Source organism: Corallococcus sicarius, assembly GCF_003611735.1.
GTDB lineage: Bacteria > Myxococcota > Myxococcia > Myxococcales > Myxococcaceae > Corallococcus > Corallococcus sicarius.
Genome location: NZ_RAWG01000042.1, coordinates 23,623 through 45,069, shown reverse-complemented (window position 1 = coordinate 45,069; position 21,447 = coordinate 23,623). Strand labels below are relative to the sequence as shown.

The following is a 21,447-nucleotide window of genomic DNA, read 5'->3' as shown; positions in this document are numbered from 1 at the left end:
GCCCACGCCCGGGGCTTCGACCGCCAACGTGCCGGCCCCGCCGCCGCCGGCCACGCTGGACGGCTTCCTCGCGAGCCTGCCCCGCGAGCAGCAGCAGTTCCTGGCGAACGCGCTCGCGGTGTACCGCGGCAGCACGCCGAAGCTGGCCGCCTACCCCGCGCGCCGCCTCTTCGGCCCGGTGGAGGCGCCGGTGAAGGTGCTGGAGTGGACCGACAGCAAGTGCCCCCACTGCAAGTCGCTGGTGGAGGAGCTGGCGCTGCTCAAGAAGCACGCGCCGCAGGGCTCGCTGTCCGTGGAGGCGCGGCACTTCCCGCTGGATGGCGCGTGCAACCCGGCCATCCCCAAGCGCGGCCTGGACGCGCCCAGCGTGCGCTGTGACGCGGCCCGGGCCATGGTGTGCCTGGAGGGCGCGAAGGACTTCTGGGAGCTGCGCGAGAAGCTGTTCGCCGCGCAGGCCTTCCTGGACACCGACAGGGTGATGGAGATCGCCAGCTCCGGCTCCGTGGCGCGTCCGCAACTGGAGGGGTGCATGTCCTCGCCGGAGACCGTGGGCAAGCTGCGCCAGGACGTCGAGTACGCGCTGAAGTACAACATCCAGGCCACGCCGCTGGTGCTGGTGAACGGCCGGGAGGTGCCGCCGTCCGCGCCGCTCATCTACGCGCTGGTGCTGGCCCGGGGCGACGCCAACCACCCCGCCTTCAACGTCCTGCCGCAGGCGATGGCCATGCCGTCCGGCCACGAGGGCCACGCCCACCCGTAGGCAGGAAGGGGCCGCACGTCATGGGCAAGCGCGACAAGAAGGCCGAGGCCCCGCCAGCGCCGGGGCCCTTCAACAACCCCTTCGCCGCCCTGTCCGCGCAGCGGGAGGCCCTGCCCGCGGGGCCGCCTCCGCCAGAGCCCCGCGCGAAGCCCGAACCCAAGGGGCCCGCGCGCGCCGTCGTGCGGATGGAGCGCAAGGGTCGGGGGGGCAAGGAGGTGACGGTGGTGGAGCAGCTGGGGCTGCCGGCGTCCCAGCTCGACACCTGGCTCAAGGCGCTGAAGGGCGGCCTGGGCTGCGGCGGGGTCGTGGAGGAGGACGCGCTGGTGTTGCAGGGCGACCAGCGCGAACGGCTCCCCGCGCTCCTGGAAGCGCGGGGGGTTCGCAAGGTCATCGTCGGCTAGGGGGACTACAGCGCGGCGATGATGGCGTCGGTGAACTCGCGCGTGGTGGCGCTGCCGCCCAGGTCGCCGGTGCGCACCTTCGCCTCGCCGCCGTAGACCTTCTGGATGGCGCCCTGCATGCGGATGGCCTCGTCCTTGAGGTCCAGCCACTCCAGCATCATCACCGCGGACATCATCAGGGCGGTGGGGTTCGCGATGCCCTTGCCCGCGATGTCCGGGGCGGTGCCGTGCACGGCCTCGAAGACGGCGGTGCGCTCGCCGATGTTGGCGCCCGGCACCATGCCCAGGCCGCCGACGAGGCCCGCGCACAGGTCGCTGACGATGTCGCCGTACAGGTTCTCCGTCACCAGCACGTCGAACCGGGTCGGATCCTTGACGAGCTGCATGCAGAGGTTGTCGACGATGACCTCGTCGTACTGGATCTCCGGGAACTCGCGGCCGACCTTGCGGCAGCAGTCCAGGAAGAGGCCGTCGGACAGCTTCATGATGTTCGCCTTGTGGACGGCGGACACCTTCTTGCGGCCGTTCTTCTTGGCGAACTCGAAGGCGAAGCGCGCGATGCGCGTGGAGGCCTTCTCCGTGATGATCTTCAGCGCTTCGACGACGCCCGGGACGATGATGTGTTCCAGGCCGACGTAGAGGTCCTCGGTGTTCTCACGCACGACGACGAGGTCGACGTTCTCGTAGCGCGTCTTGACGTTGGGGACGCTCTTCACCGGGCGCAGGGACGAGTACAGGTCCAGCCGCTTGCGCAGGCCCACGTTCGCGGACGGCAGGCCGCCGCCGACGACGGTGCCGGTGGGGCCCTTGAGGGCGACGCCGCTCTTGAGGACCGCTTCCACGGTCTCATGGGGGAGGTTGGTGCCGAACTTGGCCACGACCTCGGTGCCGGCGTCCTTGAACTCGAACTCCAGCGGGACCTTGAGGGCTTCGAGGACGCGAATGGTGGCCGCAGAAACTTCGGGACCGATGCCGTCGCCGTTGATGACCGTCACAGTGCGCGTGTTCGCCATGGGGGCGGTTCACACCACAAATCCAGGGGGGCCGGAAGGACGAAAGCGGGCCCCGTTCAATCGGGAGGCATGGTCCCCATCAGCCCCGGGCGGCCCGCTCCCCTGCCTCCCGGGGGTGCGAGAGGGAGCCCCTCGGGGCGGACCTGTGCCTACCCGGGTCTCCGGGGCTCAGGGGACGGGACGCCGCTCAGGGGTCGAACGGGGCCGGAGGACGGGGCTGCGTGGGGCGGTTGCCCATGGCCCCCGTGCGGCGCGTGCGCTTGCGGCGCTGGATGGCGTAGGGCCGGTAGAAGGTCTCCCACAGCGCGGCCCGGCGACCCCGGGGGCGCGTGCGCAATTCGCCCAGCGGTGCCCGGATGAAGAAGGACGCGGTGAAGAGGTAGGCCGCCGCCACCGTGAGGAACAGCAGGGAGCCCATCACGATGGGGCCAGGGAGCCACGCCACGTGCGCCCGCTCCACGAAGTCGCTGAAGTCCTTGGGCGGACGCGGGTGGCTGTAGACCTTGAAGAACCACGTCACCAACAGGACGATGAGGATGGGCCCATACGCGCGGTTGAGCCGCGTCGCGATGGCCGACCCCAACGACAGTTGGATCTGCGGCCGCGACATCTCCACCGCCAGCTCGCGCAGGGCATCCGGATCCACCGGCTCCCGCCGCAGCATCGGCGCCCACCACCCGTCCTCCAGCAGGCGCACCCGGCGGTTCCACAGGTCGTAGTAGCGATAGCGGCGCGCCTCGATGAGCAGGAACGACACCACCATCCAGATGCCCGCCAGGAACGTCACGTGCGAACTCTCCGGCGTCGCGAAGCCGAAGGAGATGACCGCCGCCGTCGTGGTGAGCGCCCAGTTGGTCGTCGTGTCCAGGCGCGTGCGCCACGTGTCCGAGCGGCTCAGCTCCCCACGGAACAGCTGCGCCATGGCCTGCTGGGAGACCAGGGGCTGCTCCAGATCATTCGGCCTGCGCTCTTTCACGCTCATCCGTGCCGGGGAAGGTGGGGATGATCCGCGCCATCAGCCAGGGCAGCCGGCCAGCCAGGCGCTCAAGCCCCCTGGTGGCCCCGGCGGTGTGCAGGGCTGGACACTGGCGCGCGACCCCTCCAGGGGGGCCGGGTGGCTGCGAGCAGGGAGAGTGCGCATCGTCCGCCCTTGAGCGTGCCTTCCGATACCGCCATCACCGCACTGTCGGGCCTGCTCTCGGACGAGGGCGAGCGCATCACCCGTCTGTGGGCCAAGCGCCTGCGGGCGGAGACCTATGAAGTGGAGGTGCCCGGCCGCGACCTGCGGGCGCCCCTGAACCACCTGCTGGAAGAGCTTGCCCGCCTGCTCCGGGACCGGGGCGAGGACGCGATACGGCTGTGGCCGGAGGTGGTGCGCTCGCACGGGGCGTTCCGGTACGACCAGAACTTCGAACCCGAGGACCTGACGCGCGAGTTCAAGTCGCTCCAGGAGGTGCTGCTGTACGTCTACGCGCGCCGCAACGGGGGCCTCATCGACGCGGAGGTCGCGGAGCTGGTGTCGGAGCTGGTGTGGGAGGCGGATGCGTCCGCGCAGGCCTCCTACGCGCGCGTCCTCAAGACGGAGGAGGTCCGCTTCCGCGAGGCCGCGGTGATGGAGTCTGTGCTCAACCACGTGGAGGTGGGCATCCTCCTCGCGGAGACGGACGGCATGGTGTCCTTCGCCTCGCCGCCGGTGAGCCGCCTGATGGGTGTGCCCATGCGCGCGGTGGTGGGCGCGCGCGCCGCCGGCTCGCTGTCACCCGTGCTCACGCAGGTCAACGCCCGGCACCCGACGGGCGAACCCTTCCGCGTGCAGGACATGCCGTTCCTGCGCGCGCTGCGCGAGAAGGGCCCGGTGCGCGGCGTGATGATGGTGGTGGAGCGTCCCGGCGGCACCGACGCCACGCTGGAGATGAGCGCCACGCCGGTGTGGGAGGAGGACCATGTCCTCGCCGGCGTCATCCAGACCTTCAGCGACCGGACCGAAGCGGCCGTGAAGACCAAGGCGCTGGAGAGCGCCCACGGCGAGGTGCGCAGGCTCCAGGGACAGCTCCTGCGGCGCACGCGGCAGCAGGCGCTGGGGCAGCTGGCGAGCGGCGCCGCGCACGCGCTCAACAACTTCCTCAACGTGCTGCGGCTGCGCATCACGCTGCTGCAACGCGAATACAAACCCGAGCACGTGGAGGCGCTGGACAAGACGGTGCGCCAGGTGGGCGAGCTGGTCGCGCGGCTGCAGGAGTTCGGCGTGCAGCGCACCGAGGAGCGCCTGGCCAACGTGCCGGTGGACCAGACGGTGCGCGAGGCCCTGGAGCTGGCGCGAGGCGAGCTGGAGCAGCGCGAGCACCCGGTGCACACGGAGCTGGACCTGGGCTTCCCGTGGGGTGTGAAGGCAGACGCGGGCTTCTTCCGCGAACTCATCGTCAACCTGTTGCTGTCGGCGCGGGACCGGATGGAGGGAGGCGGCATGCTCCAGGTCCGCACGCGTCCGGAAGGGGAGGGATGGCTGTCATTGAAGCTGGAGGACGGCGGGCCGCCCTACGCGGTGGATGAGCTGGCGCGCTTGTTCGACCCGCTGCGCCGGGACCCGGGCGCGCCCCAGTTCTCGCTGTTCCTGGCGGTGGCGCGCACGCAGGTGCAGCGCTGGGGCGGGGAGCTGACGGTGGAGAACCGGCGCGACGGCCCGGGCGCGAGCTTCGTCGTGCGGCTGCCGCGCTACAGCGACACGGCGGCAGGCATCGCTGACGCCCAGGCGCCGGTGCGGATGGCCCCGGGAGGCGTGCCGCGCCTGACGCGGCCCGCGCGCCGCGTGCTGGTGGTGGACGACGACCTGGACAACGCGCGGATGATGGCCGAGGTCCTGGGCGAGGAGGGCTACGACGTGCAGGTGGCGCACAGCCCGGAGTTGGCGCTGCGCATCTGGGAGAAGCATCCGTTCGATGCGGCGCTCCTGGACGCGGTGATGCCGGAGATGACCGGCTGGGAGCTGGCGCGCGAGCTGCGGCAGCGCTCGCCCCAGACCCTGCTGGCCATCGTCACCGGGATGGACGTGCGCGGGCAGAACCGCGCGAGCCTGGCGTTGGTGGACGCGGTGTTCCGCAAGCCCATCGACGTGGGAGCGCTGGACGAGTTCCTCGCGCAGACCCGGGGTGAGGAAGCGCCCGCCGAAGGGCTGGGCGCTCCGGGTGGAGGCCACTAGAGTCCCCGCGCGTGATGCCCCTGGCGGAACTGGAGCGCCTGCGCCGCAAGGTGGAGGCGGGAGACGCGCTCAGCGACGCGGAGCTGGCCGCGCTGCGCGCCGAGGCCGCATCGAGCCCCGGCCCCACGCTGCGCCTCGCCGTGGCGCATGCGCTGGTCAACGCCGACGCCGAGCGTGAAGCCCTGCCGCTGATGCAGGCCCTGCGGCGCGACTTCCCGGAGGACCTCCAGGTGCGACTGGGGCTCGCGCGCGCATTGCTGGGGCTGGAGCGGCACCGCGACGCGGAAGGCGAGCTGCGCGAGGCGCTGGTCCTGAACCCCGGTGACCCGGAGGTCCTCAAGGTGCTCGCGGTGCTCGCGCTGCGACAGGGTGAGGCCGCACGCGCCCGGGCCTACGTGGCGGAGGCCGTGGAGCGCGACCCCTTCGACGCGGAGGCGAAGCTGCTGCGCGCGGAGCTGGAGGCCGCGGACCTGCCACCGTCTCCCGCGCCGCAGGAGCAGGTGCTGCGCCCGGAGTTCACCGCCGCGCTCACCGCCGCGTTGGGCCGCGCGGGCGTGACCTTCCGACGCCAGGGCAAGGACCTGCTGGTGAAGCTGGCGTCGGGCGGCGTGGGGCGCGTGGACGTGGGCTCGCTGTATGCGGCGTATCGCGAGGCCCCCGGGCCCTCGGGGCTCACCGCGCATGCGGAGGCGCTGGCGGCGCGCCTGGGGGGCCTGTCCTCGGGCGTGGGTCCGACAGGCGTGGCGCTGGAGTCGCTGCGGCCCGTGCTCAGGCCGGCGGGATTCGTGGCGGGAACCCAGGGCGCGCTGTTCCGGCCGGGGCCAGCGGGGCTGGAGGTCTTCTACGTGCTGGAGGACGCGGAGTTCGTGCGCTACCTGCCCGCCAGCGCGCTGGTGGATTCAGCGCTCACGCTCGAAGCCGTGGACGCGGCGGCGTGGCGCAACCTGGAGGCGCATCCCGCCGACGTGCGGCCCGTCGTCATCGACCAGGGCGAGGTGCGACTGGCCGAAGCCTTCTCCGGCGTCTGGGCCGTGACGGGCGGCGACGGGTACGACGGAGCGCGGCTGCTCACGAAGTCGCAGCGTCGGTGGCTCGATGCCGCCACGGGCGGTGGACGCCTGCGCGTGAGCCTGGGCCGGCGCGAGGTGGCGCTGCTGTGCCGGGCGTCGGACGCGGATTCGGTGCAGATGCTCACCGCGTTGGGACATGCGCCGGATGGGGTCCCCGGCCTGTTGCTGATGGACGGGGAAGGACTGCGGTCGGAGTGAAGTCCTGCGCTCAGGATTCGAGTGCCCGCTGGTACACCTTCAAATCCCTCTCACTGTGGAGCACCACCGTGACCCGCTGGAGTGAAGGCAGACGCTCCAGGGCGGCGAGAATCTCCTTCAGCGCGATCCGGGCGGCCCGTTCAATGGGGAAGCCGTAGGCCCCGGTGGAGATGGAGGGGAAGGCCACGGTGCGCAGGCCGTGCTGCTCCATGAGGACGAAGACGTTCCGGTAGCACGCGGCGAGCACCGCGTCCTCGTCGTGGGTTCCGCCCTGCCACACGGGCCCCACGGCATGGATGACGTGGGCCGCTGGCAGACGGTAGCCTCGGGTGATGCGGGCCTCTCCAAAGGGACAGCGGCCCAGGGGGCGGCACTCCGCGAGCAGCTCCGGCCCCGCCGCCCGGTGGATGGCCCCGTCCACACCACCGCCTCCGGACAGCGCGGAGTTGGCTGCGTTCACGATGGCGTCGGCCTTCACCTGCGTGAGGTCGCCCTGCACCAACTCCCATCGAGCCGTCATCGCGAAGCCCTTTCGCAGGCCTCAGCCCGCCGCGCCCAACGGCAGCGTGTCCACGAAGCGCACCTCGCGGAAGCCCAGCGTGAGCAGCAGTCCCCGCAGGGCGCGCTCCGCGGACTGGCGCGCCTTCTCCTGCAGCCGCGTGTCCTGCCGCACCTCTTGCTCGAAGGCGAGACGGGCCTTCTCCAGCAACTGCGCCGTCTGCGCGCTGTCCAGGTTGGAGTCGATGATCTCCGTCTCCCCCGGCCGCAGCGCCACCCTCACCTCCATGGGCGGCAGGAGCACGTCCACCCGCGTTCCCGAGGCGTGCAGGTGGCTTGCGTCGAAGCGCTGGAAGTCGAAGCCCAGGTGCGCATCCGCGAACACGATGGCGCGCCCGTGCGGGTTCTGCAGCGTGTAGCTCGCCCAGAGCAGCACGTCCTTCCACAGCGCATCAGTGGCCGCCGGCTCCGGCGTGAAGGTGACCTTCTTGTAGAGGGCCACATCCAGCGTCTCCAGCCTCGCCACCTCCCGCATCTGCTCCACCACCGTGGCGCTGTCCGGCAGCTTCGGAGCGGCCGGGCGCAGCAGCACCCATGCGACCAGCGCGCCGACCGCGGCGGCGGCGAGGACGGAGAGGACTCGCGAGAGGTTCGCCATGGCCCGGCAGTCTACCCGCTTCCTTTGCACCGGCGTCCTGGGGCAGCGTGTCGCCTGAGTTCCTGGCGGGCTTTGGAGGCGGGATGGACCTGACGGACGCGGAGGTGGAGGCCCTGGGCTCGCATGGATACTTCCTGCGCGACGCCTTCCTCGGCGAACCCCAGGCCCTCGCGGTGCGAGACGCGGCGCTCGCTCGCGTGGAGGCGGGCGTGCTCCGGCCCGCGGGCATCCGGCGCGGCGCGGACCACTCGCTCGATACCTCCGTGCGGGGCGACCACATCGAATGGGTGCTGCCCGGCGCGGACCCCGCGCTGGAGACCCTGTGGCACCACTTCCGCGAGCTCGGCGACGCGGTGTCCTCCGCCGCGTACCTGGGCCTGGGGCGCTTCGACGTGCAGCTCGCCTGCTACCCCGGCGGCGGTGCGCACTACGCGCGGCACCGCGACGCGTTCCCCGGACAGTCCAACCGGCGGCTCACCGCCATCTGGTACGCCAACGCCGGCTGGACGCCCCCGGACGGCGGCATGCTGCGCCTCCATCCCGAGGACCCCGGCGACCCGGTGGACGTGGCGCCGGTGCTGGACCGGCTCGTGGTGTTCCTGAGCGAGCGGCTGGAGCACGAGGTGCTGCCCTCGCACGCGACCCGCCTCGCCCTCACCGCCTGGTTCTACGGCCGGGGCGCGTAGCCTGCGTCGTAGGATGGACCCGGGCCCGCATCCCAGCCGGAGCCCGCATCCCAACCAGGGCCAGGACCCGCGTCATACGCCCCGCCGTCAATCTCTCCAGGGCGGCCCTCCAACACACCGATGATGTAGATGTCCCCCGTCCCCGTGCCCGGGCAGTTGTGCGGGTTGCGCTTCAGCGTGAGCTGCGCGTACGACACCGGCCCGTCATACACATCCACGAACGCGCTGCCCGCGTACACCACCAGCCCCGCGGTGTTGTAGGCCCGCACGTCCACCAGCCGCTGCCGCCCGGCCGGGACGTCCTGGATGCCGCCCTCGATGTAGCCGTTCTGCACGAAGAGGGGCTCGGGCCCGATGGGCATGAAGTCCGGAGCGGACACGGTGGCATCCGCGCTCACGACGCCGCACGCATCCCCCTGCAGCGAGATGCGCATCTTCACGGAGTCCTCGCCCAGCTCGCCGTCCGGCCCGGTGTCCCCCTCCGGCTGACAGGCCGCGCCCAGCAGCGCACAGCTCATTCCCAACACGACTCCCCATCCGGCTCGCTTCAAGTTCCCTCCCTGGTGGCGCATCGACCGCGCGCGGTTGAGACACGCTCGCCCGCCAGGTTGGGACATGGCTTTTTCCAGAAAGGGCTCCGGGACCGGGCAACGCCTGCCTACCCCCCAGGCAGGTTCATTCGGGAGCTGCACTCCCAGCGGGGAATGGGGCACCTGGAGCGTCCGGAATGCCTGTCCCTGGGTCCGACAGTGCCTAGCTTCTCCCAAAGTCATCTGCGTACGGGAGGTCCAAAGCATGATCCAGAACAGGACGAAGCGTCATTGGGTGACGGGCGTGGCGATGGGGGCATCGCTGGTATTCCTCGCGGGCTGCGGAGGTTCCAAGGCCACGCAGGTGGACGACAAGATGATGGCCCGGATCCCCGAGGATCAGCTGGGGGACGTGCGGGAGGCCCAGCAGGCCCGCACCAAGGCCGCTGACAACGTGACGCGGGCCGAGGTGGCCGTGCGTGACGCGGAGCGCGCCGCGGACGTCTCCCGCCGCAACGGGGACGCCGCACGCAGCCGCGTGGAGGCGGAGCAGGCCGCCGTGCAGGCCGCGGAGGCCACCGGCCAGTCGAGCCCCATCGCGCAGGCGAGGTCGAGGCTCCAGGGCGCGGAGGCGGGACGCGCCGCGGCCGAGGCCCAGGTCGCCTGGCATGAGCGCAAGACGGACACGCTCAAGGCGGAGAAGGACCTGCGCGACGCCGAGCTGAAGGCGGCGGAGTCGGAGCTGAACCTGGCCGAGTACAAGGCGCTGGAGCAGTCCGGCGACGTGCGCGCCAAGGACATGTCCGAATCGAACTTCCTGTCCGCCATCGCCGACTCCAAGCGGGACGTGGAGGACGCGCGCCGCCGCGTGGACGAGCAGATGCGCACCGAGCAGCAGGCCCGCGCCCAGTGGGAGCAGCTGCGCTCGCAGGCCCCCCAGGCCTTCGGTGGCAGCGGCTCCGTGGACTGACGCGCCCGTCGCTGACGTCATGAACCGCTGGAACAAGCAGGACGGGCCCCTCGCACCTCGTGTGCAAGGGGCCTGTCTTGCCTTTGGCGGTCACTCCACCCGCAGCGTGACAGCGCCCTTCAGGTCGCGCTGCAGGGTGAGCCAGAGCGCCTTGCCGGCGGTGTCCACCGACGCGAAGTAGTCCGTGTTCGCGGTGAGCTTCTGCCCGTTCAACGTGACGGCGCCGGGCGCGCCCGTGGCGGTGTAGTCACGCACCACCAGCATCGGGTGCACGAGCGTGCGCCCCGCGGTGTCGAACGCCAGCGCCACGCGGTTGGAGGCGGCGTTCACCTCCCACGTCGCATAGACGGGGTTGTAGCCCGCCACGTCGTACGTCACCTCGTCCGTGCGGCCCACGCCCCCCGGGCCGCGCGTGCGCACGGTGCCTTCGGTGGTGGAGAGCCTCACGCCCTGCCACGCCTCCACCTCCGACGCGAGCGAGAGCACGGGGTTCGCCGCGTGCGTGCCCAGCACCATGAAGACGGAGTAGCTCTGGTACGGGTGGCCGGAGAGCATCACGCCGTCATCGCCCAGGCGGGGGTACTGCCGCTTGCCCACCGCGCCGAAGTTGCTGCCCCACGCGAGTCGGTGGGAGTTGGTCACGAAGGGCAGCTCGTACTGGTTGAGCTGGTAGGGCCAGTTGTAGTCCGCCGGCATGGGGCCGGCCTCGTGGCGCGTGCCCCACTCGGGATACAGCCAGTAGCCGCCCGCGGGCTTCTGCTGCCACGTCTGGGTCTGCACCACGCCCATCTCCGCGTCCGGCGCGGCGGTCCACATGCGCGTGTAGGGGACGACGTTGGGTTCGCGGTAGTCCCAGCCGGTGTTCATCCTCACCGGCGAGCCCAGCGTGACGAAGCGGTAGCGGTCACCCCAGCCCAGGCCCGCGATGTCCGCGTTGGCGTTGCCGTCGAAGGCGAGGTCGCCGTAGGGCGAGCGCACGTCGGCCTCAATCCGGTCCGCGGGGAAGCCGGACGCGTCGTGGGTGATGGCGTAGAGCGGGTGGTCGCGGCCGGTGGCGAAGAGGTACTGCACCGTCACCTGCACCACGTTGCCATCCAATGACAGCGGCCACTTCAATTCGTGCAGCGCGTGGTGGGCGCCCTTGAAGATGGTGCGCCCGGTGCCGCGCGTGCCCTGGGTCCACGCGCCCCACGGCTGGCCGTCCTTCAGGTGGCTGGTCACCATGCCCCAGCCGGGCACCTGCGGGTTCTGGCCGTCGCAGGTGCGCTGGGCGCCAGCGACCTCGTATGTGTAGCGGCGGATGTAGCCGCCATTCCAACCGGCCGGATCCGCCGCGTCGTTGCGCACCAGCGACACGGAACGCAGGCGGCACGCGTGGTCGCGCCAGACGTAGCGGTCCGTCTTGAAGCCGCCCAGGTCCTGGGCACACTGCAACCGCACCGGCGCGCACGTCCCGCTGGCCGGGTCCGTCCCCGGCAGGCCCGTGGCGCAGACGTCCAACGCGCCAGAGTCGTCCGGGTTGACGTCGTCGGGGTTGGCGTCGTCGGGGCGCACGTCCTTGCTGCCGCAGGCCGCCAGTCCCAGGGCCAGCAGGAGCAGGGCGCGTCGCGCGGAGGCAGGAGCGGGGTTCATTCCAGGAGTCATGGCGGTCCCTAGTGAGGAGTGCCTGGGTCTCCTGTCACCCTCACGCAGGGTGATGCAAGCCCCCACCCCCCGCCGTGCTCGGTTCCCCTCAACTCCCAGCAGCCGGGCAGCCGGGCTGGAGTGGACGCGGCAGCAGGGCCAGAGATGGGGATGCTCCTCTGGCAGGCCGGCGGCGCGTAGCCGGCCAGCGCTGCTTCAGACCGACGGGGTGAGCAGCACGACGGAGTAGCCCACCGCCGTGCGCGTCCCCGGGTTCTCGTACGAGTGCTTCTGGTCGCCCCGGAAGACGACGACGTCACCCACCTCGAGGACGAAGCGCTCGCCGCTGGCAATCAGCGCGAGCGTGCCGGACTCACAGGCGAGGTACTCGCGGGTGCCGGGCGTGTGGGGCACGCCGGTGATGCGCGCGCGGGCCGGGAGCTCCAGCCGGTCGAACTCCATGCCGGGCAGCGGGTCCGGCAGGAGCTTGCGCAGCAGGGCCGCGCCGCGCTGACGGACGAGGAGGCTTTCACGCGGGTAGTGCCGGGCGCTCGCCTTGGGCCGGGCGAGCAGCTCCTCCAGTGAGACCTGGAGCGCCCCCGCCACCCGGTGCAGCACGGAGAGGGTGGGGTTGGCCGCGCCGGACTCCAGATGGGCCCAGGTCGCCCGGGGCACGCCCGCCAGCTTCGCGAGCTGCACCTGCGTGGCCCCACGCGTCTCCCGCAGCGTCCGGAGGTTGCGCGCCAGCCTGCCAGGAAGGTCCTCGTCGCTCATGCGCTGGCATTCTGCCAACCCATTGGCGGCGATGCCATCCGATGGGAGCGCCCCGGCTATTCGTCTTCCCAACGGAGGAGCGAACCATGGACTTGAAGCAACAAGCGGTGCTGGTGACGGGAGCGAGCCGGGGGCTGGGCCGGGCGCTGATGGAGGGCTTCGCACGCAAGGGCGCCCGGGTGGTGGGCGTGGCCCGCGAGGCGAAGGCGCTGATGGCGGCGGTGACACCGCTCCGGGCCGAGGGGCTCGCGGTGCATGCGCTGGCCTACGACGTGGGGGACAAGCAGGCCATCTACCCGTTGGTGGGCGCGGCCACCGCGCTGGTGGGGCCGGTGGACGTGCTCGTCAACAACGCGAGCATCCTCGGTCCCACGCCGCTGCCGCTCCTGTTGGACACCGCCTGCGAGGACGTGTCGCAGGTGCTGGAGGTCAACCTGCTGGGCCCCTTCCGGCTGAGCAAGGCGGTGGCCGGGAGCATGGTGCTGCGAGGGCGGGGCCTGGTGCTCAACATCACCTCCGACGCGGCGGTGTCCGCGTATCCCCGCTGGGGCGCCTACGGCGTGTCGAAGGCGGCGCTGGAGCACCTGACGCGCATCTGGGCCGCGGAGCTGGAGGGCAGCGGCGTGCGCCTGCTGGCGGTGGACCCCGGCGACATGGACACCCGCATGCACCGGGACGCGCTGCCGGACGTGGACCCCGCGACGCTGGCGAGACCGGAGGCCGTGGCCGCGCGCATCCTCGCGCTGGTGGAGGCGAAGGACGCCGTGTCCGGGCAGCGGTTCGAGGCCGCGAAGTGGGAGGCCGCATGAACGCCGCCCGCTGGCCCCGGGAACAGCCCGATGCGGCGAGGCTGCTGCACGTGGAGCCCCGCGCGGGACGCTTCACCGACGCCGTCGCCTCCGACCTGCCCCTGCTCCTGCGCGAGGGAGACCTGCTGGTGCTCAACGACGCGGCCACGCTGCCCGGCTCGCTCACGGGCCGCACCGGCGCGGGCGCCGCCATCGAGTTGCGCCTGCTGTCCCACGAACCCGACGACACCTGGACGGCGGTGCTCTTCGGCGCGGGCGACTGGCGCCGACGCACCGAGGACCGGCCCCCTCCGCCCGAACTGCCCGTGGGCTCGCGCCTGGAAGTAGGAGGCCTCACGGCGCGGGTGGTGGAGGTGCTGCCCCCGTCGCCCCGGCTGCTGCGCGTCGCCTTCGACCTGACCGGCGCGGCGCTCTGGCACGCGCTCTATCGAGCCGGGCGGCCGGTGCAGTACGCGTACACCGCGGGGCCACTGGCGCTGTGGCACGTGCAGACGCTCTACGCCGCGCGCCCGTGGGCCGCGGAGATGCCGTCCGCGGGCCGGCCCCTCACGGCGTCCGTGTTCCAGCGGTTGAAGGCGCGCGGCGTGCGGTGGGCGTCGCTCACGCATGCGGCGGGGTTGTCCTCCACGGGGGACGCGGCGCTGGATGCGGCGCTGCCCCGGCCGGAGCGCTCGGACATTCCCGCGCACACGGTGGCGCGGGTGGAGGAGACGCGGGCCCGAGGCGGGCGCGTGGTGGCGGTGGGCACCACCGTGGTGCGGGCGCTGGAGGGCCGCGCGACGCAGCACGGAGGGCGTCTGGTGCCGGGCGAGGACGTGACGGACCTGCTGCTCGGGCCGGGCTACGTGCCCCGGGTGGTGCACGGGCTGCTCTCCGGCGTGCATGAACCGGGGAGCAGTCACCATGCGCTGCTACAGGCCTTCGCGCCGCTGCCGCTTTTGCAAAGGGCGGCGGCGCACGCGGAGGCCGTGGGCTACGTGGGGCACGAGTTCGGGGACACGTGCCTGCTGCTGGATGCCTGAGCTGTCACTGGACGGTGACGCCCGGCTCCAGCTCCACCTTCACCCAGCCCGGCTTGCGCAGGTCGAAGTTGCGGTACGCGTCGATGGCGGACTCCATCGTCTTCACGTGGCTGAGGATGGCGGTGGGGTCCACCGTCCCGGCGCGCACCAGCTCCAGCAGGCGCGGGACGTACTTGCGGTGGTTGCAGTTGCCCATGCGCAGGGTGAGGTTCTTGTTCATCGCGTCGCCAATGGGGAACGCGTTCATCGTCTGCGGGTAGACGCCGATGATGGACAGCGTGCCCGCCTTGGCCAGCGCCTGCACGGCCCACTGCGCGGCCTGCGACGGCGCGTCACCGGGCACCCAGTTGTCGCCATCCGGCTTCGTCTTGGGGGCGACCTGCGCCACCTCGCGCTTGAACTCGGGCGCCTCCGCCCTGGCCTTCTTGGCGGCGGGGCCGTGGTGCGCGTGCATGGCGTCCACGCCCACCGCGTCGATGGCGCGGTCCACGCCGATGCCCGCGGTGAAGCGCTTGAGCGTCTCCACCGGGTCCTCCTGCTCGAAGTTGATGATCTCCGCGCCCTGGCTCCGCGCCAGTTGCAGCCGGTCCTCATGGCAGTCGATGGCGAACACGCGGCCCGCGCCCAGCAGCTTCGCGCTCACGATGGCGAACAGGCCTACCGGGCCGCAGCCGAACACCGCCACGGTGTCGCCGGGTTTGATCTCCGCCATCTCCGCGCCGAAGTAGCCCGTGGGGAAGATGTCGGAGACGAGGATGGCCTGGTCGTCGGTGACGGTGTCGGGCACCTTCACCATCGTGACGTGCGCGTACGGGATGCGCGCCTTCTCCGCCTGGAGGCCGTTGAAGGGCCCCGTCGTCGCCGGGCCGCCGAAGAAGGCGGTGCCCGCGGTGGGGCCGTTGGGGTTCGCGTCATTGCACTGGGCGTAATAGCCGGAGCGGCAGTAGGAGCAGTTGCCGCACGCGATGGTGGAGCAGATGACCACGCGGTCGCCCACGTTGAAGTTGCGCACGTCCGCGCCCAGCTCCTCGATGATACCCACGCCTTCGTGGCCCAGGACGGTGCCGGGCTTCATGCCGGGCATGGTGCCGCGGATCATGTGCAGGTCGGTGCCACAGATGGCGCTGGCGGTCAGCCGGACCACGGCGTCGGTGGGGTCCTTCAGCTTCGGCTCCGCGACCTCATCCAGCCGGATGTCCCCAATCCCATGGAATACGACAGCCTTCATGATGTGCTCCTTGCCCCGCCAGGGCTTCGAAAGACGAAACGGTCCACGGCGCGGCGCGCGCGGACACGTGTCCCTGGACGCTGTCCATGGACGCGGGGTGGGGCAAAGCTTGCGTTGCTCCCCTTGCCGCAGGGCAGGCGGGGAGCCGGTGGCCCTAGCGCCCGGCCGAGTGGACCTGGAAGGCGAGCCGCTTGCCGAAGACCTTGCGGAAGGCGGCGACCTCGCGCTCGGCGTTCCACAGCTCCAGGTCCAGCGGCTGACGGGCGTGCAGGTGCAGCGTGACGATGTCGCGCCCCTGCGTCACCTTGAACTCGCGGATGGGCTGGTGGTGGCTGTGGTCCAGCGCGTTCGCCAGGCGCAGCAGCGTGGCCAGCTTGCGCACGCGGCGCGCTTCGGACGGGGTGAGGCCGGCCATGCCGGAGTGGGACAGCTCCGGCTGGGAGCGCCGGTGGTAGCGGGCGACGCGGGCGATGAGCTCGCGCTCGCGGTCCGCGAGGCCGGGGATGTCCGCGTTGTGGATGAGGTAGTACGTGTGCCGGTGGTGGCGCTCGTGGCTGACCGCCGTGCCGATGTCGTGCAGCAGCGCGGCGACCTCCAGGTGGGGGCGCACGGACAGGGGCAACTGGTGGAGCGCGGCCAGCCCGTCGAAGAGGGCCAGGGACATGCGGGCCACCTGGCGGGCGTGCTTCTCGTCGAAGAAGAAGCGCTGACCGATGACGAGCGCCGCGTCCGCGAGGCTGTGGTCATCGCGCGTCTCGTCCTGGCGGTAGAACAGGTCCACGAGCAGGCCGTCGCGCAGGCCGCGGTTGACGACGCTGACGGACTCCACGCCCAGGTGGCGGGCGACGCCCTCCAGGATGACGGCGCCGGAGACGATGATGTCCGCGCGGCGCGGGTCGAAGCGCTTGCGGCGGCGCTCCGGCGGCATCGAGGCCAGCGTCTCCACCGCCTGGGTGAGCTGGCGCACGGTGGCGTTGCCACCGTTCTCGCCCACGGCGAAGCCCGCCACGGCCTGGATGGTGCCGGACGAGCCCAGCGCGATGCGAGGCAGCGCGGGCAGCTCTTCGGGGAGGGTCTTGTGGAGCACCTCGTTGACGAAGCCGCGCATGAGGCGCAGCTGCTTGGGCGTCACGGTGCGCGAGGTGTCGAACACCTCCGTGAGGCGCACCGAGCCGAGGGTCAGGCTCCAGAGTTCGTCGGGCTTCTCGCCGGTGGCGATGGCGATCTCGGTGCTGCCCCCGCCGATGTCGATGAGGAGCGAGCGGGCGTTGGCGGGCTTGCGGTGCAGCACGCCGAGGCAGATGAGGCGGGCCTCCTCCTTGCCGCTGACGACCTCCAGTTCGATGCCGGCCTCCTCGTGCACGCGGCGCACGATGTCCTGGCGGTTGCGGGCCTCGCGCAGCGCGCTGGTGGCGACGGCGCGCACCTGGGCCTTGTGACGGCGGCAGAGGGCGGCGTAGCGGCGCAGGGTGGACAGGAGGCGGTCGGCGGTCTCCGGGGGCATCTCGCCGGTGGTGAAGACGCCCTCGCCGGGGCGGATGGGGTCGCGCTCCTGGTGGAGGGTTTCGAGCGAGCCGTCGGCGTCGGCGCGGGCCAGCTCCAGGCGCACGGCGTTGGTGCCCACGTCGATGGCGGCGAGGACGGGCGGCGGGGTGGGGCGTACGGAGGGGGCCATGGGGCTCGCGAGCGGAACGTCGATGATGGGCGTTCCTAGCGTAGTCCCGTGTCAACCGCGTGGCGTCCGAGAAGAAGCGGGGAGGGAGCGCTTCTTCGCCGGGCGGTGGGCCGCCCTCCTGACGAAGGAGTTCGACTGCGTCCCCGAATGGACAACTCCGTCAGGGGCTCAGTTGATGTCGACCGTACCGGCCTTGATGCGGTGGGCTCCCCGGGCCCGCGTCTCGACAGTGACGCCTTTGATGACGATCTTCCCATTGCGCCGGAGGGTGATGCTGGCTTCGCCGCACTGGAGGATGACCTCGTCCTTTCCTTCCAGGACCACCCTCTTTCCATCGACGCGGGCCTCGGCCGGAAGGCGCGGGGAGACCGGGGCCGGCTCCAGCAGTGCATCCAGCAGCGGCGTCTCGCTGGGCTCATGCAGCAGGGCCATGAGGAATGGCAGGCGCGGGTCCCCCTTCTCGAAGAGCAGCACCACCCGCTGGCGGGACGCGACGACGTCCTGCCGGGCCTGGGCGTCGAGCACCACCGCAAGTTTCGCGGGCACGGGCTGCCCGAGGGGGTTGTCCTCGAAGTCCACGAGCAACCGGCCCTGCGAGTCGATACCGGCGGCCCAGCCCTCGCGGCTCCCCAGGATGGGCTCCGGCGTGCGGGTCCCCGGACCCGGCTCCGGGACGTCTGACTTTTTGCTCATGCGCGTGCCCCCGTTGCGGGCCCGCGTGGACCCGCCCAGACGATGAGTCTACCGACTCTGGGGATTGCCAGCGATGTGCCCTCGCTCAAACAGGCAGACGGACGAGCCAGTCCTCATCAATGGGGACGTCCATGCGCACGCGAGCCAGCGGTGGGCAGTAGAGGTAGCGGTCGTGGCTCTGGAGTCCGGCGCGCTCGCCCAGGCGTAGCAGCGCAATGCCCTCGAACCAGACGTAGCGATGGGGCGCGAAGCGCTCCACGTCCGTGGTGAAGCTGTTGGCGAGCTTCTCCGTCTGGCGCCCGTGCTCCAGCCGGGTGGCCTCGAAGGCCTCGAAGAAAGCGTGGGCGTCCCGCTTCCGCAGGGCCTCCACCAACGCCAGTCGCTCCGCACAGGTATCGGCTCCGGAGCGTTCCAGCCTCGCCACCAGGGCGTCCGTCCGCTCCGGCCCTTCTTCCCGTGGGGCGATGAACTCTCGCAGAAGCACCGCCCAGTCGAAGTCATCTTCGTACTCGTCGGCCTCCGGCTGCCATTGCGTGGCCGAGTCCTGGACGATGCGCCGGGCGAGCTCCCAGTGCCCTGCGGCCACCGCGCCCAGCAGCGGCTCCTGCCAGGTCGCGGGCGGAGGGGACTCACCGCGCGAGCGCAGCAGCGCGAGCAGCCGGCGCCAGCTCTCCCCCGCGCGCCCCAGGTTGAGGAAGAAATCCTTCGCGTAGCCGTCCACCAGCAGGCTGGCCACGCCCAGCGTGTGGAAGCGCAGGCACACGGCCGCCACGTCGCGTACCAGCTCCTCGCGGGAGGCCTCCGGGTGGATGCGTCCCAGCAGGAGTTCGAGTGCCAGGGCCGAGTCCTCGCGCAGGCTGCGGAAGTCCAGTTCCATGCGCTAGTAGATGTCCATCCCGTCCCAGCCGTCCGCCTGGAAGCACTTGAGGCCGGTGACTCCCTGATTCGTGAGGGCCTCGTACGTGGCCTGTTTGACTAGGAACTCGTTGCGCTTGCGTGAGAGCCGGAAGATGACCGCATCGGGCGGGATGGCCTCCCGGTTGAGCACCAGATGCTCGATGTTGCCGATGCGCTCCTTCAGGATTGCGCTCATCACCACCTGCGAGCGCTCCATGTCCACGGCCTCCACATGGCCCAGCACCTGGAGCAGGAAGTGCTCCTTGCTGGCCACCTTGCCCTTGTGGTCGAGGATGCGCAGCGGGATGAACTCACAGTTGTTCGCGCCCTGCTCCTCCAGGATGCGCTTCACCTTGGCGGACACGATGAGGGAGCCGAAGATGTTGGACATGAAGTCGCAGACCTTCCGCCGCGTGGGGAATTCCTCCGAGAAGCGCACGGTGGACTCGGGCGGGAACAGCTCCGCCGCGGGTTCTCCGCGCTCCAGGGTGTGGGCCTCCGGTGCGCCCGGCGGCATCTCCTTGATGACGGCGCTGGTGTAGTTGGTCTTCAGGACCCAGTAATCGTTGACTGCCATCAGCTCAGCACTCCAAAGGGAAAGAGGGACTTGCCCCTCGCGAAGGAGACGAATGAACTTGCACCCTGGCTTGCCTTCAGGGCTTCCGGGACGACCGCCGCGCTGATCTTCAGGAGGCGGTTCCAGAGCACCTGCTCCTTCTGGGTCAGATCGCCCAGGACGTCCGCGAGCACCGTCTTGTGGTCCTTGGGGGGATTCGCCTCCTTGACCTGGTCCGCCAGTGTCTTGAGGGCGCTCTTCACCGAGGCGATCTCGATGAGCACGAACTCGGTGTACGCGGGGTGGTTGCCCTTGTGCTGGATGACCTGGTGCATGGGCACGGCCCAGGAACAGGCCGGGGCGATGATGCCATTGTGTCCGTTGTTGACGTCGTAGCCCGACTGCTGGAGCAGCTCATACTCCTTGTCCCCGAGGCTCTTTTCCGAGAGCAGCTCGTGCGGGATGAGGTGGTGGGCGGTCCACTGGTAGGGATACCAGGAGCCGGTCAGGTAGAACTTGTCTTGCTCTGTCTTGTGCTGGTTGACGTTGCTCAGCAGGAAGCGCTTGCTGTCCTTGCTGTACTTCGACGGCGAGCCCTCACGGGGAAACGCCATCGCGTCCTTCCACTTCTGTTCGTCGCTCAGGACGTCGTACGTCTTCTGGCCGATGAGGCCTGAGGCCAGCGCGCCGTCCAGTGCTTGCTTCCCGTACTCGGGCCGCTTCGTGTAGCGGTCGCGGCCGTTCTTGCCCAGCTTGCCCTGGTCGTGGATGTAGGCCGCCGTCCGGTACTTGTGGAAGCCGCGCAGCCGGCGCCGGTGGGCGATGGCGGGAGGGCAGTCCTCGGCCTCCCTGTCCTGCTGCTGCTTGTCTTTCTTCAGCTCTTCCAAGAGCTTCGCCGGGTAGTCCACGTCGTCCAACTCGGGAAAGAGCCCCGGCTTGGCGGACAGGTCCGGGTTGAAGATGTCGCTCTCACCGGCGCCCAGCGGCTGCTTGGTGAAGTGGTCGTTCTTCTTCGCCTTGCTCACGATTCGCCCTCCCCCCACCACCCGCTCAGGTGGCCGTGGACGTCAGCAGCACGGCGGCACGCTCGCCGCTTTCGTCCGTGGACAGGATGATACCCGCTCGGGCTGGCGCGTACCCGCGCTCCAAGGCCCGAGCCCCCAGGCACACCCCCAGGGCCCCGGAGGCCACCCCGGTCTCGCCGAATCCCGTGGCGGGGTACCAGGCCTCGAAGGACGCCCAGAGGGGCGGCTCCGCCCGGAGCAGCGTCTGGAGCGTGCCCCACTCCAGGGCCCGGAGCTCCTCGCCGTTGTGGTCGCTCACCCAGAAGGGTTCCCCAGCCTCTCCAGGCAGGAACGACCTCAGCGCGCGCACGCACGAGGCCAGCACGCGGGCGCCACCCGAGGCGTCCGCGGGCGCCTGCCCCAGGCTCACGGCCTCGACCAGGGGGCGGCCCCGGGGCAGTTCGGCCGGAGTGTGGCCGGGGACGCGCAGCAGCAGCGCGACGCCCGCCTCGCCCGGAGTGAAGCCCACCGGCTGCTCCTCGGTCTTCACCCGCTGCTGGAGCAGGAGCGTCTCCAGCAGTCCCGCGTCCAGCAGGCTGTCCACGGACCCCACCACGCAGCCCCGGCCGGCGCTGCTGGCCATCCAGGCTCCGGCGGCCTGGAGCGCTCGGGCAAACCCTGCGTGTCCGCCGCCGAAGAAGTGCCAGGGGCCTCCGGGCCAGGGCCAGCCCAGGTTCTCGAAGGTGATGGACAGCACCCGCCGCCCCAGGGACTGCAGCCGCCGCGGCTCGTTGCGCTCCAACTCCGGCGACACCGCCATCCCCAGGTCCAGCGGATCCGGCAGGGCCAGGAAGAGGGGCATGTCGCGCGTGAGCGCTCCTTCCGACAGCCGGGTGCGCAGGTCCTGGAACGTCTCGCAGGCGATGGATACCAGCCGTCCGGCCGCGGCGAAGCCGAACGTGGCCGACGGCAGGGCGGACACCGTCAGCTTCAGCCGTGCGTTCTCCTCGCCCGCGAAGTGGTGGAAGTCCCGTGCCCCCTCGAAGCGGTCCATCCCCGCGCGGAACGCCGCGCAGGCCTGGATGAAGGGGCCCAGGGGCGAGCCCATGCCCGCGGCCTCGACAAAGGCGTGGATGCGCTGGGTCAAGACGGGCTCGGCGGCAGGGGGGACGGGGGACATGGAGGC

General features: G+C 71.1%; 22 protein-coding genes. 8 read left to right on the top strand and 14 right to left on the bottom strand.

Translation table 11 applies throughout. From position 1 onward, the window contains the following. Together D7X12_RS09285 and D7X12_RS09280 are read left to right on the top strand one after the other, a co-directional pair. Positions 1 to 760: DsbA family protein (locus tag D7X12_RS09285; protein ID WP_158620013.1), on the top strand; the 760-nt coding region annotated here is incomplete at its 5' end. Positions 761 to 780: 20 nt separating this feature from the next. Beyond that, positions 781 to 1,161, top strand: coding sequence for a translation initiation factor (locus D7X12_RS09280; protein ID WP_120613795.1), 381 nt, complete (start codon positions 781 to 783; stop codon positions 1,159 to 1,161). Between the two features lie 5 nt (positions 1,162 to 1,166). On the opposite strand, the gene D7X12_RS09275 is transcribed toward D7X12_RS09280, so the two are convergent. Both D7X12_RS09275 and D7X12_RS09270 read right to left on the bottom strand, forming a co-directional pair. Further along, positions 1,167 to 2,174, bottom strand: a complete 1,008-nt coding sequence (locus D7X12_RS09275) for an isocitrate/isopropylmalate dehydrogenase family protein (RefSeq protein ID WP_120624905.1) — start codon at positions 2,172 to 2,174, stop codon at positions 1,167 to 1,169. Positions 2,175 to 2,361: 187 nt separating this feature from the next. Then, a complete protein-coding gene (locus tag D7X12_RS09270; protein ID WP_120624904.1) occupies positions 2,362 to 3,156 on the bottom strand; it encodes a DUF2270 domain-containing protein in 795 nt (264 codons plus the stop codon). Positions 3,157 to 3,330: 174 nt separating this feature from the next. Between D7X12_RS09270 and D7X12_RS09265 the strand changes: the two genes are divergently transcribed. Then, positions 3,331 to 5,370: a hybrid sensor histidine kinase/response regulator gene (locus D7X12_RS09265; protein WP_208718903.1), complete on the top strand. Its 2,040-nt coding sequence runs from the start codon at positions 3,331 to 3,333 to the stop codon at positions 5,368 to 5,370. Between the two features lie 14 nt (positions 5,371 to 5,384). Further along, a complete protein-coding gene (locus D7X12_RS09260; RefSeq protein WP_120624902.1) occupies positions 5,385 to 6,638 on the top strand; it encodes a tetratricopeptide repeat protein in 1,254 nt (417 codons plus the stop codon). A 10-nt stretch (positions 6,639 to 6,648) separates the two neighbouring features. Here the strand turns inward: D7X12_RS09260 and D7X12_RS09255 are convergent, their stop codons facing one another. Beyond that, positions 6,649 to 7,158: an O-acetyl-ADP-ribose deacetylase gene (locus D7X12_RS09255; RefSeq protein WP_120624901.1), complete on the bottom strand. Its 510-nt coding sequence runs from the start codon at positions 7,156 to 7,158 to the stop codon at positions 6,649 to 6,651. 21 nt (positions 7,159 to 7,179) lie between these two features. Further along, positions 7,180 to 7,794, bottom strand: a complete 615-nt coding sequence (locus tag D7X12_RS09250) for a DUF4230 domain-containing protein (RefSeq protein ID WP_120624900.1) — start codon at positions 7,792 to 7,794, stop codon at positions 7,180 to 7,182. An 83-nt stretch (positions 7,795 to 7,877) separates the two neighbouring features. On the opposite strand from D7X12_RS09250, the gene D7X12_RS09245 reads away from it, so the two are divergent. Next, on the top strand, positions 7,878 to 8,480 hold the full coding sequence (locus D7X12_RS09245) for a 2OG-Fe(II) oxygenase (protein WP_120624899.1): 603 nt from the start codon (positions 7,878 to 7,880) through the stop codon (positions 8,478 to 8,480). Here D7X12_RS09245 and D7X12_RS09240 read toward each other — a convergent pair. Continuing rightward, positions 8,462 to 8,998, bottom strand: a complete 537-nt coding sequence (locus D7X12_RS09240) for a hypothetical protein (protein ID WP_120624898.1) — start codon at positions 8,996 to 8,998, stop codon at positions 8,462 to 8,464. The genes D7X12_RS09245 and D7X12_RS09240 overlap by 19 nt on opposite strands. A 277-nt stretch (positions 8,999 to 9,275) precedes the next feature. Here D7X12_RS09240 and D7X12_RS09235 point away from each other — a divergent pair, with 277 nt between their 5' ends. After that, the gene (locus tag D7X12_RS09235) at positions 9,276 to 9,980 is read left to right on the top strand and encodes a hypothetical protein (RefSeq protein WP_120624897.1); all 705 of its coding nucleotides are present in this window, start codon (positions 9,276 to 9,278) and stop codon (positions 9,978 to 9,980) included. A 90-nt stretch (positions 9,981 to 10,070) separates the two neighbouring features. Here the strand turns inward: D7X12_RS09235 and D7X12_RS09230 are convergent, their stop codons facing one another. Together D7X12_RS09230 and D7X12_RS09225 are read right to left on the bottom strand one after the other, a co-directional pair. Beyond that, positions 10,071 to 11,612 carry a hypothetical protein gene (locus D7X12_RS09230; protein WP_120624896.1) on the bottom strand — a complete coding sequence of 514 codons (1,542 nt, stop codon included), beginning with the start codon at positions 11,610 to 11,612 and terminating at the stop codon, positions 10,071 to 10,073. A 207-nt stretch (positions 11,613 to 11,819) separates the two neighbouring features. Next, positions 11,820 to 12,377 (bottom strand): helix-turn-helix domain-containing protein, encoded by a 558-nt coding sequence (locus D7X12_RS09225; protein ID WP_120624895.1) that lies wholly within the window; start codon positions 12,375 to 12,377, stop codon positions 11,820 to 11,822. A gap of 86 nt (positions 12,378 to 12,463) precedes the next feature. On the opposite strand from D7X12_RS09225, the gene D7X12_RS09220 reads away from it, so the two are divergent. Both D7X12_RS09220 and D7X12_RS09215 read left to right on the top strand, forming a co-directional pair. Next, positions 12,464 to 13,186 carry an SDR family NAD(P)-dependent oxidoreductase gene (locus D7X12_RS09220; RefSeq protein ID WP_120624894.1) on the top strand — a complete coding sequence of 241 codons (723 nt, stop codon included), beginning with the start codon at positions 12,464 to 12,466 and terminating at the stop codon, positions 13,184 to 13,186. After that, on the top strand, positions 13,183 to 14,208 hold the full coding sequence (locus D7X12_RS09215) for an S-adenosylmethionine:tRNA ribosyltransferase-isomerase (protein ID WP_120624893.1): 1,026 nt from the start codon (positions 13,183 to 13,185) through the stop codon (positions 14,206 to 14,208). Before D7X12_RS09220 ends, D7X12_RS09215 begins: the two co-directional genes overlap by 4 nt. A 4-nt stretch (positions 14,209 to 14,212) precedes the next feature. Here D7X12_RS09215 and D7X12_RS09210 read toward each other — a convergent pair whose 3' ends face one another. From D7X12_RS09210 to D7X12_RS09180, 7 genes are all read right to left on the bottom strand, one after another. After that, complete coding sequence (locus tag D7X12_RS09210; protein ID WP_120624892.1) at positions 14,213 to 15,436, bottom strand: zinc-dependent alcohol dehydrogenase; 1,224 nt, start codon at positions 15,434 to 15,436, stop codon at positions 14,213 to 14,215. Positions 15,437 to 15,590: 154 nt separating this feature from the next. After that, positions 15,591 to 17,111: a Ppx/GppA phosphatase family protein gene (locus D7X12_RS09205; protein ID WP_120624891.1), complete on the bottom strand. Its 1,521-nt coding sequence runs from the start codon at positions 17,109 to 17,111 to the stop codon at positions 15,591 to 15,593. Positions 17,112 to 17,279: 168 nt separating this feature from the next. Next, the gene (locus D7X12_RS09200) at positions 17,280 to 17,804 is read right to left on the bottom strand and encodes a DUF6484 domain-containing protein (RefSeq protein ID WP_120624890.1); all 525 of its coding nucleotides are present in this window, start codon (positions 17,802 to 17,804) and stop codon (positions 17,280 to 17,282) included. A gap of 85 nt (positions 17,805 to 17,889) precedes the next feature. Further along, a complete protein-coding gene (locus D7X12_RS09195; protein ID WP_120624889.1) occupies positions 17,890 to 18,681 on the bottom strand; it encodes a hypothetical protein in 792 nt (263 codons plus the stop codon). A gap of 3 nt (positions 18,682 to 18,684) precedes the next feature. After that, positions 18,685 to 19,278 (bottom strand): imm11 family protein, encoded by a 594-nt coding sequence (locus tag D7X12_RS09190; protein WP_120624888.1) that lies wholly within the window; start codon positions 19,276 to 19,278, stop codon positions 18,685 to 18,687. Then, a complete protein-coding gene (locus D7X12_RS09185; protein WP_120624887.1) occupies positions 19,278 to 20,282 on the bottom strand; it encodes an AHH domain-containing protein in 1,005 nt (334 codons plus the stop codon). Before D7X12_RS09185 ends, D7X12_RS09190 begins: the two co-directional genes overlap by 1 nt. Before the next feature lie 25 nt (positions 20,283 to 20,307). Next, the gene (locus D7X12_RS09180) at positions 20,308 to 21,441 is read right to left on the bottom strand and encodes a hypothetical protein (protein WP_147443588.1); all 1,134 of its coding nucleotides are present in this window, start codon (positions 21,439 to 21,441) and stop codon (positions 20,308 to 20,310) included. Between the last annotated feature and the right edge of the window lie 6 nt (positions 21,442 to 21,447).

Bases quoted from the DNA above. Each gene is read 5' to 3' on its own strand.
- D7X12_RS09230 (WP_120624896.1), bottom strand. From the start codon at position 11,612: ATGAACCCCGCTCCTGCCTCCGCGCGACGCGCCCTGCTCCTGCTGGCC.
- D7X12_RS09210 (WP_120624892.1), bottom strand. From the start codon at position 15,436: ATGAAGGCTGTCGTATTCCATGGGATTGGGGACATCCGGCTGGATGAG.
- D7X12_RS09280 (WP_120613795.1), top strand. From the start codon at position 781: ATGGGCAAGCGCGACAAGAAGGCCGAGGCCCCGCCAGCGCCGGGGCCC.
- D7X12_RS09260 (WP_120624902.1), top strand. From the start codon at position 5,385: ATGCCCCTGGCGGAACTGGAGCGCCTGCGCCGCAAGGTGGAGGCGGGA.
- D7X12_RS09180 (WP_147443588.1), bottom strand. From the start codon at position 21,441: ATGTCCCCCGTCCCCCCTGCCGCCGAGCCCGTCTTGACCCAGCGCATC.
- D7X12_RS09270 (WP_120624904.1), bottom strand. From the start codon at position 3,156: ATGAGCGTGAAAGAGCGCAGGCCGAATGATCTGGAGCAGCCCCTGGTC.
- D7X12_RS09220 (WP_120624894.1), top strand. From the start codon at position 12,464: ATGGACTTGAAGCAACAAGCGGTGCTGGTGACGGGAGCGAGCCGGGGG.
- D7X12_RS09250 (WP_120624900.1), bottom strand. From the start codon at position 7,794: ATGGCGAACCTCTCGCGAGTCCTCTCCGTCCTCGCCGCCGCCGCGGTC.
- D7X12_RS09235 (WP_120624897.1), top strand. From the start codon at position 9,276: ATGATCCAGAACAGGACGAAGCGTCATTGGGTGACGGGCGTGGCGATG.
- D7X12_RS09215 (WP_120624893.1), top strand. From the start codon at position 13,183: ATGAACGCCGCCCGCTGGCCCCGGGAACAGCCCGATGCGGCGAGGCTG.
- D7X12_RS09205 (WP_120624891.1), bottom strand. From the start codon at position 17,111: ATGGCCCCCTCCGTACGCCCCACCCCGCCGCCCGTCCTCGCCGCCATC.
- D7X12_RS09195 (WP_120624889.1), bottom strand. From the start codon at position 18,681: ATGGAACTGGACTTCCGCAGCCTGCGCGAGGACTCGGCCCTGGCACTC.
- D7X12_RS09190 (WP_120624888.1), bottom strand. From the start codon at position 19,278: ATGGCAGTCAACGATTACTGGGTCCTGAAGACCAACTACACCAGCGCC.
- D7X12_RS09245 (WP_120624899.1), top strand. From the start codon at position 7,878: ATGGACCTGACGGACGCGGAGGTGGAGGCCCTGGGCTCGCATGGATAC.
- D7X12_RS09275 (WP_120624905.1), bottom strand. From the start codon at position 2,174: ATGGCGAACACGCGCACTGTGACGGTCATCAACGGCGACGGCATCGGT.
- D7X12_RS09255 (WP_120624901.1), bottom strand. From the start codon at position 7,158: ATGACGGCTCGATGGGAGTTGGTGCAGGGCGACCTCACGCAGGTGAAG.
- D7X12_RS09225 (WP_120624895.1), bottom strand. From the start codon at position 12,377: ATGAGCGACGAGGACCTTCCTGGCAGGCTGGCGCGCAACCTCCGGACG.
- D7X12_RS09240 (WP_120624898.1), bottom strand. From the start codon at position 8,998: ATGAGCTGTGCGCTGCTGGGCGCGGCCTGTCAGCCGGAGGGGGACACC.
- D7X12_RS09200 (WP_120624890.1), bottom strand. From the start codon at position 17,804: ATGAGCAAAAAGTCAGACGTCCCGGAGCCGGGTCCGGGGACCCGCACG.